The 14,969-nt window shown below is 68.4% G+C and carries 16 protein-coding genes; 2 read left to right on the top strand and 14 right to left on the bottom strand.

Annotated elements, in window-relative coordinates; all coding sequences use genetic code 11:
• Nucleotides 1–42: 42 nt before the first annotated feature.
• The 12 genes from I9P22_RS03600 to I9P22_RS24785 form a co-directional block, all read right to left on the bottom strand.
• Nucleotides 43–1,341: an IS701 family transposase gene (locus I9P22_RS03600; protein WP_408635143.1), complete on the bottom strand. Its 1,299-nt coding sequence runs from the start codon at nt 1,339–1,341 to the stop codon at nt 43–45.
• Between the two features lie 776 nt (nt 1,342–2,117).
• Nucleotides 2,118–3,335, bottom strand: coding sequence for an NAD(P)/FAD-dependent oxidoreductase (locus I9P22_RS03595; protein WP_199258020.1), 1,218 nt, complete (start codon nt 3,333–3,335; stop codon nt 2,118–2,120).
• Between the two features lie 9 nt (nt 3,336–3,344).
• On the bottom strand, nt 3,345–3,665 hold the full coding sequence (locus I9P22_RS03590; RefSeq protein WP_199258019.1) for a 2Fe-2S iron-sulfur cluster-binding protein: 321 nt from the start codon (nt 3,663–3,665) through the stop codon (nt 3,345–3,347).
• Nucleotides 3,666–3,693: 28 nt separating this feature from the next.
• Nucleotides 3,694–4,878, bottom strand: coding sequence for a cytochrome P450 (locus I9P22_RS03585; protein ID WP_408635142.1), 1,185 nt, complete (start codon nt 4,876–4,878; stop codon nt 3,694–3,696).
• A gap of 9 nt (nt 4,879–4,887) precedes the next feature.
• A complete protein-coding gene (locus I9P22_RS03580) occupies nt 4,888–6,078 on the bottom strand; it encodes a cytochrome P450 (RefSeq protein WP_199258018.1) in 1,191 nt (396 codons plus the stop codon).
• Nucleotides 6,075–6,794, bottom strand: a complete 720-nt coding sequence (locus tag I9P22_RS03575) for an ABC transporter ATP-binding protein (RefSeq protein WP_199258017.1) — start codon at nt 6,792–6,794, stop codon at nt 6,075–6,077. The genes I9P22_RS03580 and I9P22_RS03575 overlap by 4 nt, the downstream gene beginning before the upstream one ends.
• Entirely contained in the window at nt 6,787–7,539 is a 753-nt protein-coding gene (locus I9P22_RS03570) for an ABC transporter ATP-binding protein (protein ID WP_199258016.1), read from the bottom strand. Before I9P22_RS03570 ends, I9P22_RS03575 begins: the two co-directional genes overlap by 8 nt.
• Nucleotides 7,536–8,570, bottom strand: a complete 1,035-nt coding sequence (locus I9P22_RS03565; RefSeq protein ID WP_199258015.1) for a branched-chain amino acid ABC transporter permease — start codon at nt 8,568–8,570, stop codon at nt 7,536–7,538. Before I9P22_RS03565 ends, I9P22_RS03570 begins: the two co-directional genes overlap by 4 nt.
• A 12-nt stretch (nt 8,571–8,582) precedes the next feature.
• Nucleotides 8,583–9,437, bottom strand: a complete 855-nt coding sequence (locus tag I9P22_RS03560) for a branched-chain amino acid ABC transporter permease (RefSeq protein ID WP_199258014.1) — start codon at nt 9,435–9,437, stop codon at nt 8,583–8,585.
• A gap of 79 nt (nt 9,438–9,516) precedes the next feature.
• Nucleotides 9,517–10,695 (bottom strand): ABC transporter substrate-binding protein, encoded by a 1,179-nt coding sequence (locus tag I9P22_RS03555; RefSeq protein ID WP_199258013.1) that lies wholly within the window; start codon nt 10,693–10,695, stop codon nt 9,517–9,519.
• A 63-nt stretch (nt 10,696–10,758) separates the two neighbouring features.
• Nucleotides 10,759–11,523 carry a GntR family transcriptional regulator gene (locus tag I9P22_RS03550; protein ID WP_199258012.1) on the bottom strand — a complete coding sequence of 255 codons (765 nt, stop codon included), beginning with the start codon at nt 11,521–11,523 and terminating at the stop codon, nt 10,759–10,761.
• A 180-nt stretch (nt 11,524–11,703) separates the two neighbouring features.
• Entirely contained in the window at nt 11,704–11,829 is a 126-nt protein-coding gene (locus tag I9P22_RS24785) for a hypothetical protein (protein WP_269846619.1), read from the bottom strand.
• Between the two features lie 428 nt (nt 11,830–12,257).
• Here I9P22_RS24785 and I9P22_RS24485 point away from each other — a divergent pair, with 428 nt between their 5' ends.
• A complete protein-coding gene (locus I9P22_RS24485; RefSeq protein WP_233253178.1) occupies nt 12,258–12,434 on the top strand; it encodes a hypothetical protein in 177 nt (58 codons plus the stop codon).
• Between the two features lie 74 nt (nt 12,435–12,508).
• Here the strand turns inward: I9P22_RS24485 and I9P22_RS03540 are convergent, their stop codons facing one another.
• Nucleotides 12,509–13,396, bottom strand: a complete 888-nt coding sequence (locus I9P22_RS03540; protein WP_233253177.1) for a helix-turn-helix domain-containing protein — start codon at nt 13,394–13,396, stop codon at nt 12,509–12,511.
• A 59-nt stretch (nt 13,397–13,455) separates the two neighbouring features.
• Here I9P22_RS03540 and pobA point away from each other — a divergent pair, with 59 nt between their 5' ends.
• A complete protein-coding gene (pobA, locus tag I9P22_RS03535; protein WP_199258011.1) occupies nt 13,456–14,625 on the top strand; it encodes a 4-hydroxybenzoate 3-monooxygenase in 1,170 nt (389 codons plus the stop codon).
• Between the two features lie 61 nt (nt 14,626–14,686).
• Here the strand turns inward: pobA and I9P22_RS03530 are convergent, their stop codons facing one another.
• Nucleotides 14,687–14,914: a hypothetical protein gene (locus I9P22_RS03530; RefSeq protein ID WP_199258028.1), complete on the bottom strand. Its 228-nt coding sequence runs from the start codon at nt 14,912–14,914 to the stop codon at nt 14,687–14,689.
• Nucleotides 14,915–14,969: the final 55 nt, after the last annotated feature.

Raw genomic sequence — 14,969 nt, 5'->3', positions numbered from 1 at the left:
CACTACTTTGGCAGAAGTTTGTTGAGTATTTTTCGCCACTTCCTACGGCAGTGGGGACAGTTGGGCGGCGGCTGACTGAGCTGGATCAAGATCGTCTGCCTGATAGCTGGTAGGCTCGGTTGCGGCGGGGGAGCTGGGGCCCTTTTTTTTCCCACCCGCTGCCTTCAGGCGTCGGGCTTGCAGGAAGGAGAATGCGATCATGGTCATGAGCGCATGTCGGTGCAGGCCCTGCCATGATCGGCCCTCGAAGTGGTCAAGGCCCAACTCTTCCTTGAGCTGCTGATGGGCTTGCTCACAGACCCAACGGGCCTTGATGGCCCCGGCCAGTTTCTTGAGCGGTGTGTCGGCCGGCAGGTTGCTGAGGGAGTATTTGCGCTCGCCGGTGGAACGGTGCTCGCCGACCAGCCAGACCTCCTCGCCGGGCAGATGCTGCTGGCCAAGATTGCCAATGCGCTGCGGCGGTCCGTCGGCGACGCGGACACGCATGGCAGCGAACCGGGCTGAGAGCTTGCCTTTCGTGCCGCGCCGCCAACTCACGGCCTGCCACTTCGCCTTCTCAAGTATCTCCTGCGCCGGACGAGATGGGACATCGGGGACATGGTTCTTACGCGGTCGCCCGCGACCGGCGACCGGGAAGATCAGGGCAACGTTGGCCGGGTAGACCTTCTGCTTGTGAGGGATGCCCACGGCCCAGGTCAGTCCACGCTCGGTGAGCGCCTGCCGGAACGGGCCAGACAGGCCATAGCCGGCGTCGGCCAGGATGCCGCCAAAGCGCGCACCTGCGCTGCGCACACGGTCGATCTCGGCCAATGCGATCTCCGGCTTGGTACGGTAGGTGCGCGCCTCGTCAGGAACCTTTGCCCGATCCATGCGCGCCGTATCACTGGTCCAGCTCTCGGGCAGAAACAGCCGAAGCCCGATCATCACGGGCACTTCGCCTGATGCCAGCGTCACCGACACAAGGGTCTGGCAGTTGGCGTTCTTGCCGAGCGCCGACGCGTATTGCGGTGCGACCCCAACCGAGGCACGCCCCTTCTTGGGCAACGCGGTATCATCAATAATCAGCCAGGCATCGCTGCCACCAACCAAGGCGTCTGCCTGCCGGCACAGTTCCTTCTCCAGCGGCGCGCTGTCCCACAGCGCGGCACCAATAAAATGATGAAGTTGATCATAGCCAATCCCGGGCGAACGCATCGCCATGGGCTGCACGCTCTTGCGATCGCCAGGACCAATCAGCCCCTCAACGTAAGCCGGACACATCCGCGCCCTGCGACGGTCGCCCAATGTTGCCACAAAGGGACGAAGCCACTCCGCCAGATCGTCCCGCCAATCATCCGCCATCGCCAGCCTCCACAAGCTGGCACTCTATGAATCACCGCAAGTGACTCTTGGGAATCCTGAAAATACACTTCTGCCAAAGTAGTGCTATCGCCAGCCTCCACAAGCTGGCACTCTATGAATCACCGCAAGTGACTCTTGGGAATCCTGAAAATACACTTCTGCCAAAGTAGTGCTAGATCCCCCGTCGCCGCAACGCATCGTTATAGGGTTTCCAGTTCGTTGTGCGACAGCGGCTGGGTTCGGGCCGGGTCATGGCAGACCATCAACCCCAGGGATTCGTCATGTGAATCATGCTCGCCAGGGAGTTCTGCAACAACGCCCAATGACCCGCCCCTTCGCATCGGAGAAGGGGATTGCCACGTAGAAACAATGTGGTATGGGGAAGCGGTCACCTCGCTTCGCGGGGGGCGTGGATCGAAACGGGGCAACCTGCGGGCCGGGTCGTCCTGCGGCCGCCTTCGGTCCACCGCATATCCGGCACCGCCGGGACGGTCCGGCCGTTCCTCGCATTGGCTGTCGCAGCCCGTGATCGGGGACAGGACGATGCCGGCTCGGGTGCTTGCTGCGTCCGCGAGGCGCCGCCGATGGCGCATTTCATTTTCTCGGGCCGGGCAATGACCCGCCGCCGCCGGACCCCGGGGACAGCCGGTCGGGCCGGCTGGGTCAGCGCCGGGCTCAGCCCGGCCACGCGCCCCGGCTCCCGGCAGCGACGAGGGCCCTGCGAGGCAAGCCGCCCGGCCATCCGGGGGCGGAGCGCGCCCCGCTTCACGCCCGGCTCAGGCCGCGGATACCGCCTTCACCGCCGCCCGTAGGTCGTAGCCATGGGCGCGCAGGCTGTCCTGCGGCGCGCCGATCAGCCGGCGGGCGGCCATGTGGATGCCCGGCGCGTTCACCGTCTCGACCGCGGCCAGGCGGCCCTGCCGAAACAGCAGCACCACCGGCGCGGCATCGGGCTGGGGCAGGGCGAGGCTGTGATCGGCCCCGCTCAGCAGGCCGGCGATCTGCAGCTTGGCCTTGCCCTGGTCGGACCAGAACCAGGGGACCGCCGCATAGGGCCTGCCGTCGCCATGGACCAGCCGGCGCGCGACATGGCGGGCATGGTCCACCGCGGCCTGCACCGATTCCAGCCGCAGAGGCGCGCCCAGCGGGCCGGGAAAGGCCGCCACGTCGCCCAGGGCCGAGATCGCCGGATCCGCGGTCGCCAGCGTCGCATCGACCAGGATGCCGTTGGCGCAGGCCAGCCCCGCCGCCTCGGCCAGCTCGGCATTGGGGCGCACGCCGGTCGCCATCAGCACCAGGTCGCCCGCCACCTCGCGCCCGTCGGCCAGGGCCACGCCCGCGGCATGGCCGGCGGCGCCGGTCAGCACGCCCGCCGCCTGGACCCCCAGCAGCAGTTCGGTGCCCATGGCGCGGTGCAGGTCGAGGAAATGCGCCGCCATCTCGGGCGAGACCGCGCGCGCCATCAGCCGCGGCGTCGCTTCGACCACGGTCACGCCGACGCCGGCGGCGCGGGCCATGGCGGCGAATTCCAGCCCGATGAAGCCGCCGCCCACCACCACCGCCTGGCGGGTCGCGGCCAGGCGCCGGCGGATGCGCTCGGCATCGGCCAGGCTGCGCAGCCCGACCACGCCCGGCGCATCGAGGCCGGGGATGGGTGGCCGGGCATTGCGCGCCCCGGTGGCGAGGATCAGGTGATCGTAGGCATGGCGCGCGCCGTCGCCGGTCAGCACCGCGCGCGCCGCACGGTCGATCGCCGTCACCCGCACGCCGTCGCGCAGCATGATGGCCGAGCGTTCGTAGAAAGCCGCCGGTTTCAAGAGCAGCGCCCCGGCATCGCCGTTCGCCATATAGGCCTTGGAAAGCGGCGGGCGCTGATAGGGCAGGCCGGGCTCCTCGCCCAGCATCAGGATCTCGCCCGAAAACCCCTCTTGCCGCAGGCTGGCGGCGGCCTGCTGGCCGCCCTGTCCGCTGCCGATGATGACGATGCGCTGCATGGGCCCTTCCTAAAGCTGCGATTCCGGCAGGTGGATGACGATGCCGTCTAGCTCGGCCCGCATGCGGATCTGGCAGGACAGCCGGCTGGTTGGCCGGACCTCGGAGGCGGCGCAGTCGAGCAGGTCGCTTTCGCCCTCTTCCTGCCCGCCCACGGCCTCGGTCCAGCCATCGTCCACATAGCAATGGCAGGTTGCGCACATCATCGAGCCGCCGCATTCGCCGATGATGCCGTCCACGTCGTTCTGAACGGCGGTGTGCATGACGCTGTCGCCCTCTCTGGCCTGGACCTGGGTCCGGGTGCCGTCTGCGGCGACGAAGGTGATCTTCATGGTGATTTCTCCTTGCGGTTTGCCGGGATCAGCCCAGCTTGACGGGCAGGTTGATCGGCCCGCGGAAGCCGAAGCCCCGCCACATGACGATGCCGGGATCGGGCAGCGACATGTCCGGGAAGCGCTCGAACAGCGCCTCGAGCATGATCGCGCCCACGGTGCGGCGCGCCACATGGGCGCCGCCGCAATGATGCGGGCCCGAACCGAAGGCCTGGTGCGGGTTGCGGACCCGGAAGATGTCGAACCGCTCGGGATGGTCGAAAAGCTCTTCATCGTGATTGGCCGAGGCCTGGATCGTCATCACCGTGTCGCCTCGGGGGATGCGGAAGCCGCGGATCTCGACATCCTCCAGCACCAGCCGGGACGAGGCCTGGATCGGCGCGACCCAGCGCACCCCCTCCTCGAAGGCGGCGCCCCATTTGCCGGTGCGGCGCACCTCCTCGAGCTGCTCGGGCTCGGTCAGCAGGCCGAAGACGATGGTCGAGAGCGCGTCGCGCGGTTCGTTGATGCCGCCGCCGATGGCGATCTTGATATTGGCGACGATCTGGCTCATCGGGATCGGGTTTTCGGCGTTCACCATCACCGACAGCGCCGAGCGGTCGGGCTCGGCGCGCACCCGCTCGACTGCCCTGGCCAGCAGCGCGTCCATCTCCAGGTTGGCATGGTCCGAGATCACGAAGGGCTCGGGCAGCCAGCCGAAATTGCCCGCCCCGTCGATCAGCGCCTGCGACCAGAAGATCATCTGCTCGTCCGTGGCCTCGGGAATGCCGAGGATATGGGCGAGGATGCGGGCGGCGATGGGGCCCGACAGCAGCTTGTGCAGATCGACCACCTCGCCCCGGGGCAGCCGGTCGAGATAGACGTCGACCAGCCTGCGGTAGAGCGGCGCCCAGACCTCCTGGATGGTCTTGGGCATCAGTGCCGGGGCCATGGCCATGCGCTCGGCCATATGCTCGGGCCCGTCCTTGCGCATCAGCGTATGGGCCTGGAAGGCGCGCTTCATCGGCGTGTTCGGATCGTCCGAGGAAAAGATCGCGGGCGTATCCTTGACGAACTTGCAATCGGCCGCCTTGGTCAGGAATGTGCGGCCGACGGATTTCACCCGCAGCACCGGCGCTTCGGCGCGCAGGCGCCTGTAGATCGGATAGGGCGCGAGGGTGAGCTGGTCGATGGTGATGGTTTCGTCCAGCGGCGCGATGGGCAGATCAAGCATGGCAACCTCTCAGCGAATGCGCAGCGGCAGGCGTGCCAGCCCGCGCAGCGTGTTGTTGTAGGACCGGACCGGGGGGCCGGCGATCTCGATGGCGGCGGCATGGCGGGCCAGGGCTTCCAGCACTACCTCGCCCTCCAGCCGGGCGATGAGCTGGCCCACGCACATGTGGATGCCCGAGCCGAAGCCGACATGACCCGAGGTCCTGCGGGCGATGTCGTATTCATCCGGCCGGTCCCATCGGCGCGGATCGCGATTGGCCGATGCCAGGAACATCAGCACCTTGGCGCCTTCGGGAAGGATGGCGCCGCCCAGCTCGACCGCGCGGGTGGTGGTGCGGAAGAAGGTCTGCACCGGGCTTTCCAAGCGCACCGCCTCCTCGAAGGCATTGCGGGCCTGTTTCGGATCGGCGCGCAGGGCCTGGAACTGGTTGGGAAAGCGCGCCAGGCAGTAAAGCGCCGCGCCGATGCCGTTCACCGTGGTGTCGATCCCCGCCGTCAGCAGCGAGCGGACCAGCAGAACCGCCTCCTCGGGCGTCACCTCGCCGGCATCGGCGGCGGCATGGATGCGGGCACCAAGCCCGTCGGGCGACAGGTTCCCGCGCCGGCACTGTTCGGTCACCCAGGCCACATGCGGGGCGGCGCGCGCCATGGCCTCGCGGCGCAGCGCGTTGTCCGGGCCGAAGGCGTTGAAGGCCAGCCCGGCATAGGGCAGCAGGTGCTCGCGCCCCTGGCGGGCAAGGCCGATGCGGTCGGGAAAGACCGACAGCGGGAAGGCCTGGGCCAGGTCGGCGATGCCGTCGATCTCGCGCCCGACCAGGCCGGCGACCAGCGCCTCGGCGGCCGCGGCGAAGCCGTCGCGCAGTTCGCGCATGGTCAGCGGCGACAGCACCCGGGCCAGGACCTTGCGGGCGCGGTCATGTTCGGGCGGGTCGGTTTCCAGCACCAGGCTGGGCTGGCGCCAGGGCGTTTCGCGGCTGAAATCCTGCAGCCCCACCCCGCGGGACGAACAGAAGGTGGCCCAGTCGTTCAGCACCCGGTGCACCTCGGCATGGCGGGCGACGGCGTGGACGCCGTAGCGTTCCAGCCAGACCACCGGCCCGGCCTCGCGCAGCTTCTCGTGCTCGGGATAGGGGTCATCGAAAAAGTCGGTGCTGAACGGATCGAGCCCCGAGCGGGGCAGGGCCGGCGTGTCGAGGCTCATGCCGCCGCTCCTTTCGCGATGACGCCGAGATGGCTTTCCAGCGGCGCCGGGTCGGCCAGCAGCGCGGCGCTGGCGGCCTGGTGGACGATTTCGCCGCGGTCGAGGATCACCGCGCGGTCGGTGACCTGCAGGATCTTGCGGGCGTGCTGCTCGACGATGATCGTGGCCATGCCCTCGTCGCGGATGATGCGGCGGATCGAGGCCAGCAACTCGTTCACGATGATCGGCGCCAGCCCCTCGGTCGGCTCGTCCAGCAGCAGGATGCGCGGGTTCAGCATCAGCGCCCGGCCGACGGCCAGCATCTGCTGTTCGCCGCCCGAAAGCTGGTTGCCCATGTTGGCGCGGCGTTCCCGCAGTCGCGGGAACATCTCGTAGATGCGGGCCAGCGTCCATGGGCCGGACCTGGCGGTGGCGGTCAGGTTCTCCTCGACCGTCAGCGAGCGGAAGATGTTGCGTTCCTGCGGGACCCAGCCGATGCCGGCCTGGGCGCGCGCCTCGGGCGGCAGGCGGGTGATGTCGCGCCCGGCCAGCGCCAGCCTGCCGCCGAAGCGGCGGGTGACGCCGATGATGCTGTCCAGAAGCGTGGTCTTGCCGACGCCGTTGCGGCCCAGCACCGCCAGCGCCTCGCCCTCGGCCAGGGCCAGGCTCAGCCCGGGGATCACCACCGCCTCGCCATGGCCGGCCCGCAGCGCCTCGATGCTCAGGATATCAGCCATGATCCTCGCTCCCCAGATAGACGTCCTGGACGCGCCGGTCTGCCATGATCTCGGCGACGCTGCCCTCGGCGAACAGGCCGCCGTTCACCAGCACGGTGATCCGGTCGGCGAAGGCAAAGACCAGGTCCATGTCGTGTTCGATCAGCAGGATCGACACGTCGCGCGGCAGCTGGGCCAGCGTCTCCAGCAGCTCGGCGCGCTCGGCTTCGGGGACGCCCGCTGCCGGTTCATCCAGCAGCAGCACCCGCGGGTTCGCGGCCAGCGCCAGGGCGATCTCCAGCAGGCGCTGCTTGCCATAGGGCAGAAGCCGCGTCGGGTGGTCCATCACCTCGGTCAGGCGGAAGCGTTCGACCAGCTCGGCGATCTCGTTCAGGATGTCGCTGCGGGTGCCGACGCGCCGCCAGAAATCAGCGCCGCCCCCCATGCGCTCGGACACGGCAAGGCCGATGGATTCGACCGGCGTCATCGCCCCGAACAGCTGGTTGATCTGGAAGGTGCGGCCCATGCCCAGCCGGGCGCGCTGGATCTGGCCCTTGCGGGTGACGTCCTGCCCGTCAAGCAGGATCTGCCCGCCATTCGCCGGCAGCACCCCGGTCAGCAGGTTGACGAAGGTGGTCTTTCCCGCGCCGTTCGGGCCGATCAGCGCATGGCGCGCGCCGTGCCGCAGCGTCAGCGAGACCTTGTCGGTGGCGGTCAGCCCGCCGAAGCGCTTCTCCAGCGCGATGGTCTGCAAGGCGGCGCTCATGCCCGACCCTCCCGGCGGAAGCGGTGCAGGATCGCGCGGGGCAGGGCGTCGATGCGGTCGCGGCCGACCAGCACGATGACCAGCAGCACCAGCCCCATCCAGAACATCCAGTATTGCGGTGTCAGGGCCGAGAACCAGTCCTGCAGCAGCTTGAAGGCGATGGCGCCGATCAGCCCGCCGTAGAGATAGCCGACCCCGCCCAGCACCAGCACCAGCAGCACGTCGGCCGAGCGGTGGAAGGCCAGCACGTCCAGCGACACGAACATGGTGGTCTGCGTCAGCAGCGCCCCGGCGATACCGGCGATCAGCGCCGAGAAGGCATAGATCGCCAGCAGCCGCGGACCGACCGGGATGCCCATGCTGCGGGCGCGCAGCGCATTGTCGCGGATCGCCCGCAGCGACAGCCCATAGGGCGAGGTCACCACGCGCCGGGCGATCAGGAACAGCGCGAAGGTCACGACCAGGCAATAGCCATAGGCCGTCCTGCCGAACAGGTCGAACTCGAACCGCCCGAGCAGCGGGTCGATCATCACGCCTTGCAGCCCGTCGGCGCCGCCGGTCAGCCAGGCGGCGCGGTTCGCCGCCTCGAGCAGCAGCATGGCCACGCCCAGCGTCACCATCAGCCGCGTCAGGTCCGATGCGCGCAACAGCAGCAGCGGCCCGGTCAGCAGCCCCAGCAGCCCGGCGGCCAGCGCCGCCAGCGCCAGCCCGGTCAGCGGCTCGGCGGTCAGGTGGATCGAGGTCAGCCCGGCGACATAGGCGCCCAGCCCGAAGAAGGCGCCATGCCCCAGCGAGACCACGCCGGCATAGCCGATGATCAGGTCCAGCGACAGCGCGAAAAGCCCCAGGATGGCGATTTCGGACAGCAGCAGGTGGCGGTCGGGCAGCAGGAAGAAGCTGGCGGCGGCGGCCAGCCAGAACAGGATCTCGGCCGGCTTGCAGCGGCTGCGACGCAGCAGGTCGCGGCCGGCGCGCCGTTCGGTTCCGGCTGGCGCGGCGCGGTCCGGGGTGGCGAAGGTGGTGTCGGTCATCGGTATCGTCCTCTAGCGGGCGGGGGCGATCAGGCCCTGCGGGCGCAGGATCAGAAGCACGATCATCAGCAGATAGATCAGGAAGGCGCCAAGCTCGGGGATGTAGTATTTCCCGGCGACATCGGCGGTGCCGATGATCAGCGCGGCAAGGAAGGGGCCGGTCAGGCTGGCGGTGCCGCCGATGGTGACCACGATCAGCACATAGACCATGATCTTCAGCGGGAAGGTCGGATCCAGCCCCATCAGCTCGATCCCCAGCGCCCCGCTCAGCCCGGCAAGGCCCGAGCCCATGGCGAAGGTCGCGGCGAAGATGCCGCCGACATCGATGCCAAGCCCGCGCGCAGCGCGCTGGTCGTCCACGGCGGCGCGCAGCCTGGCGCCGAAGCGGGTGCGGGCCAGCACCAGCTGCAGCGCCACCACCAGCACCGCGCAAAGGACGATCAGGAAGGCGCGGTAGCGGCCGATGCCGATCCCCGCGATCTCGAACCGGCCCTGCAGCCAGCCGGGCAGGGTGACGAGCATCTGGCTGGAGCCCAGCAACCAGTCCGCCGCCGTCATCGCCATGAACACCAGCGCGATCGAGAACAGCACCTGGTCCAGGTGGCTGCGCCGGTAGAGCCGGGCATAGAGCATGCGCTCGGCCACCGCCCCGATCAGCGCCGGCACCAGGAAGGCCAGCGGCAGGGTCAGCAGGAAAGGCATGCCCAGCCGGTTCATGGCCAGCGCGGTGACATAGCCGCCGATCATGGCGAAGGCGCCATGGGCGAGGTTCACGAAATTCATCAGCCCCAGGGTCACGGCCAGTCCCGAGGCCATGACGAAGAGCAGCATTCCATAGGCGATCCCGTCGATTAGGATGGTTGTCATTGCGCGTTTCCCTGGCATGCGGGCTTCAAGGCCGCGCCGGGGCGCGGCGCGGCAGGCTCCGCGAAAGGTAAGCTCGGCGTCAGCGGGCGGCTTTGGCCGGGTCCTTCACCGCCTCGAAGGTCTCGAACTCGACGTTCCAGAGCTGGCCATCCCGGCGCTCGACGCGGCGCAGATAGACGTTCTGGACGATGTCGCGGGTCTCGGGGTCGATGCTGACCGGGCCGCGCGGGCTTTCCCAGGACAGGCCCTGCATCGCCTCGACCAGCGCCGCGCCCGAGCCCTCGCCGCCGGTCTTTTCCAGGGCGGCATAGATCGCGTGCATGCCGTCATAGCCGCCCACGGCCATGAAGTTCGGCCGCATGCCGTCATTGGCCTTCTGGAAGGCCGCGACGAAGGCATGGTTGGCGGCGCTGTCATGGGCGGCGGAATAGTGGAAGCCGGTGATCGCGGCGAGCGCCGGCTCGCCCATGCCGTTCAGGATGTCATCATCGGTGATGCCGCCATCGGCCAGCAGCCGGATGCCCGACTTGTCCAGGCCGCGCTCGACGAACTGCTTCATGAACTGCGCGCCGACGCCCGAGGGCACGAAGACGAAGACCGCGTCCGGCCTGGCATCCGCGACCTTTTGCAGGAAGGGCGAGAAATCCGGGTTCTGCAGCGGCACCCGCAGGCTTTCCGCGACCTCGCCGCCGGCGGCCGAGAAGACCTTGGCGAAGGTCTTCTCGGCGTCGATGCCGGGGCCATAGTCCGAGACCACGGTGACGATGCGCCGCATCCCCTCCTTCGCCGCCCATTCGGCGATCTTCGAGGTGACCTGCGGCGTGGTGTAGCTGGTGCGCACCACATAGGGCGAGGCCTCGGTGATCGACGAGGTTGCCGCCGCCATCACCACCGTCGGCATCCTGGCGCGGGTGGACAGCGGCGCGGTGGCCATGGCCAGCGGCGTCAGGCCGAACCCGGCCAGCGCCCCGACCTTGTCGCGCACGATCAGCTCCTGCGCCAGCCGCTTGGTGGTGTCGGCGACCGAGGCGTCGTCCTTGACGATCAGCTCGACGCGGCGGCCCGCCACCTCGTCGCCATGCTCGGCGATGTAGAGCCTTGCCGCCGCCTCGATCTGGCGCCCGGTCGAGGCGAAGGGCCCGGTCATGGGCAGGATCAGCCCGACCTTGAACGGCTCGCCCTGGGCGAGGGCCGGCAGACCGGCAAGCGCGGTCGAGGCCGCCAGGACAGCGCCCAGCAGCAGGCTTCGTCTATACATATGGTTTTCCTCCCTATTCTGGCTCGCGGCAGTTCCTCTGCTGCCGTTGACTGGGTTGGCGGGTCAGCCGGTCGCTTCGTCCGGCTGACGGATCAGGGCTGCGCCCCGGATCCGCTCCAGCGTGGCGCTGGTCTCCATGGCCCGGGACAGGTTGTGCTGCGACAGCCGCGCATGTTCGCGCATGATTGCCTCGGCCCGGCTGCCCTGGCGGTTGCGGATCGCCTCGACCAGGATGCGGTGATGGTCCTGGCCGATCAGCAGGTGCAGCCTTGCGGCGCGGTCGCTGTCATACATCCCGACCAGTGCGCTGGCCGAGGCGAAGGGCCGGCGGTTGGCGCGTGCCGCCTCCTGGATCAGCAGGCTGCTTTCGGTGGCCTCGACCAGCCCCTGGTGGAACTCGGCGTTCAGCCGCTCGTAGACCGGCAGCTCGGCGCGGGTGAAGTCTTCGCGGGCCAGCAGCGCCGCGATCCGGTCCGAGATGGCGGCGATGCGGCCGATGGTCTCGGGGGGCAGGCCGCGCTCGGCCAGCAGCCGTACGCAGAAGCCCTCGATCATGCCGCGCAGTTCGATCGCCTCGGAAATCTCGCTGGGCAGGAACTGGCGCACCATGTAGCCGCCGGCCGCGACCGGGCTGAGCAGCCCCTCGTCGGTCAGGCGCTGCAGCGCCGCGCGGATCGGCGTGCGCGACATCGACAGCATCTCGGCCAGCTGCGTCTCGGTATAGCGGTGGTCGGGGGCCAGGCGGCCGCCGATGATCATGTCGCGCAGCGTCATGGCGGCGCGCACCGTCTGTGTGGTGCCGGTCCTGATCGAATCCTTGCTGGTCATGCGCGTTCTCTCCCTGCGTTTATGTATACATTGAAACCGGGCTCTGGCAAATATTCAGCGATAACCTAAGACGAAAGTTGTATTATACGAAGAAGAATCGAGGATTCTGTATACATTGATAGCGCCAGGTGCGGGTCGATGTATACAGCGCCCACTCCTGCGCCGGGCGGGGCGGGCGGTTCACCAGGCGGTGGCTCCGCCGTCGAAGGCGCAATCCGCACCGGTGATGCAGCCCGATTCGTCCAGGGCCAGCCAGTCGGCGCACCCGGCGACACCCATGACCTCGCCCAGGCGCGCGATCATCATGCGCCGCGTGGCGCTCTCTCCATCGCCAGCACGCCGCCCTTGCCGACGCAATGTGCCCGCGCCGCAAGATCGGTGCCTCCGATCTCGGTCTTGCGACAGAACGGCATGATCAGGGCGTCGTTGCACAGGAAAGGCCACGATGTCGGTGTGAGGTTCGGTGAGCTCGGTCAGCAGCGCCGGCAACTGGCCACCATGCTTGTTGCGCAGGGCCTTGGTGCCGGGCTTGAAGGCGTTGTCCGGATTGCCGGGACCAGGTCAGTGGCACGCGGCGCAGGTATCGTCGAAGATCTGCGCATTGCGAGCGGTATCGGCAGCAGCTTCGGCGGTGGCGGCGGCCGCGCAGCCTTGGATCGGCGGCCAGTCGAACGGAGTCTGTTTCTCAGGTGGGCCTGCCGACCGTGATCGGACTGACCGGCGGGAACAGCTCCATGATCGTTGGGTCCGCCCGCGACCGGACGGTGCTGGGCAAGACCGTGCCGAAGGCGGTGCGCAAGGCTTCCGAACAGCGCTTCCGGCCGATCCTGCTGACCTCGCTGGCCTTCGGGCTGAGCGTCGCCGCGGCCGGCGCCGCCGGCCTGTCCCCGGCATCCCGCCAGGCGTCGTGACCGGCGCTGCCGGCCCGAAGGCCGTCCGCCGCCTTGCCTTGGGGCCGGCGACGGGCGACCGGGATCCTTCTGCCTTACCGGGAGAACCGCGCCCGATAGGTCGATGGCGTCTCGCCGGTCATCCGCCGGAACCGGCGGGAGAAATAGGGCGGGTCGCTGAAGCCCAGCCGGTAGCCGATCTCGGCCACCGACAGTTGCGTGAAGGCCAGCAGCCGGCGCGCCTCGATCATCAGCGCCGTCTCGATATGCTGCGAGGCGCTGCTGCCGACGGCGGCGCGGCAGATGCGGTTCAGATGGCCCGGGGTGATGCCCAGGGCGGCGGCATAGTCGCGCGTGCTCCAGTTCTGGCCCAGGTTCTGCGCGATCAGTCGCTCGAAGGCCAGCATGCGGCGGCGGGGCAGGGGTTCGACCTGCTCGTGATGGCGTTCCCCGATCTCGGCCACGACCACCAGAAGGGCCTGTGCCAGCGCCAGAAGCAGGCTGGCGCGGAAACCGCCGGTGCCGTCGAACGCGTCATGGATGTGTTGCGCCATCCGGGCGATCCGGCCATCGTCGCTGGCGCTGAACGGATGCGACAGGCGATGCGCAAGCCTGTCCGGTGCCGCCGCGATGGCGTTCACCACCGGCAGGGGAAAGGACAGTACCAGCCCCTCGCTGCCCCGTGAGAACTGGAAGCCATGCACGAATTGTGCCGGAATGAACAGGAAGCTCCCCTCGTTCAGGGCCTGCTCGCGCCCGTCCAGCCGCACCCGGGCGGTGCCATGCCGCATCAGCAGCACCTGGGCCATCTCGCGGTGCCTGTGCGGGAATATTTCCCAGTCATACAGGCGGGCGCGGTCGCGGATCCGCTCGCAATGGATGACGTCTGGAAAGGCGCCGGTCTCTCCGAACAGGTCGAAAACGGGAATGGAAGATTGCAGGGACATGCCCGAAAAATACCATTCCAGGCCTTGCCTGTCCATTTGCGGCAGCGCCATGGGCGGCTAGAAGATCCCATGCAGAGCTGAAAGCGGAACACCCCATGGATACTCAGGTTGTCATCGTCGGAGGCGGACCTTCCGGCCTTTTGCTGTCGCAATTGCTCAATCGCGCGGGCATCGCAACGGTGGTGCTGGAACGCTCCAGCCGCGACCATGTGCTGTCGCGCATCCGTGCCGGCATTCTCGAATGGGGCTTGGTCGAGCTGCTGGACGAGGCCGGCGTCGGCGCCCGGATGCATGCCGAGGGCATGCCCCATGACGGGGCCAGCTTCACCGATACCGAGCTGTCGGTGCGGATCGACTTCAGGGCGCTGACCGGCAAGCAGGTGATGGTCTATGGCCAGACCGAGGTCACCGAGGATCTCTACAAGGCCCAGGACCATATGGGCACCACCATCATCCACGGCGTCGAGGACGTGCGGATCCTCGACCTGGACGGCCCCCGGGCGACGGTGGAATACAGCCTGAACGGCCAGAGCAGGCGGCTTTCCTGCGCCTATGTCGCGGGCTGCGACGGTTTCCACGGCGTCTCGCGCCGGACCATTCCCGAGGCGCGGCGGCGCAGCTTCGAGCGGGTCTATCCCTTCGGCTGGCTCGGCATTCTGGCGCGGACGCCGCCGCTTGACCACGAACTGATCTATGTGAACGCGCCGCGCGGCTTCGCGCTGGCCTCGATGCGCAATGCCAACCTGGTGCGCTACTATGTGCAGGTGCCGCTGACCGATACGGTCGCGGACTGGTCGGATGAGCGGTTCTGGGACGAATTCCGCCAGCGCATTCCCGCGGATGCGGCCGAGCGCCTCGTCACCGGCGCCTCGATCGAGAAATCCATCGCGCCGCTGCGCAGCTTCGTCTCCGAGCCGCTGCGATGGGGGCGGTTGTTCCTGGTCGGGGATGCGGCCCATATCGTGCCGCCCACCGGCGCCAAGGGCCTGAACCTTGCGGCTTCGGACGTGTTCTATCTGCACCAGGCGCTGATCGCGGCGCTGAAGCGGGGCGACGAATCCGGGCTCGACAGCTATTCCGAGCGCGCGCTGCGCCGGATCTGGAAGGCGATGCGTTTCAGCTGGCAGATGACCATGATGCTGCATCGCTTCGACGACGAGGACGGCTTCGCCGCGCAGATGCGCCGCGCCAGCCTGGTGCATCTGGCGGAATCGGAAACCGCCCGGCGCGATCTTGCAGAGAACTATGTCGGCTTGCCCTACTGACGCGCCCCCCTTGGCAGGGGGGCGGTTGATCGGGGGCGAGGACCGGCCGGTTCGGCCGCTCTCAGGTCGCCGGCAGGCCATGCGGGGCGAGCACGAATTTCTTCGCCGCACCGTGGTCGAAGCCTTCATGGCCCTGCACCGCCTGGTCCAGCGGGATGACCAAGAGCCAGGCCGGCCGCTTGTGCGCCGCAATCGACGAGCGGGTGAACGCGCTCCTGACCCGCCACCCTCGATGGTGCGTGGCCTGCGGTTTCCGAGGCGTTGACCTGCCACGGGCTTTTTCCTCCATCTGCGACTGGAGTCCTTTCCAACGCGCAGACGAATGATGAAGAAGGCACGACCGA

The sequence above is a fragment of the Paracoccus binzhouensis genome (assembly GCF_016446475.1).
Taxonomy (GTDB): domain Bacteria; phylum Pseudomonadota; class Alphaproteobacteria; order Rhodobacterales; family Rhodobacteraceae; genus Paracoccus; species Paracoccus binzhouensis.
Note: the sequence above shows the minus strand (reverse complement) of the source record. Positions and strands in the feature narration are given on the sequence as shown.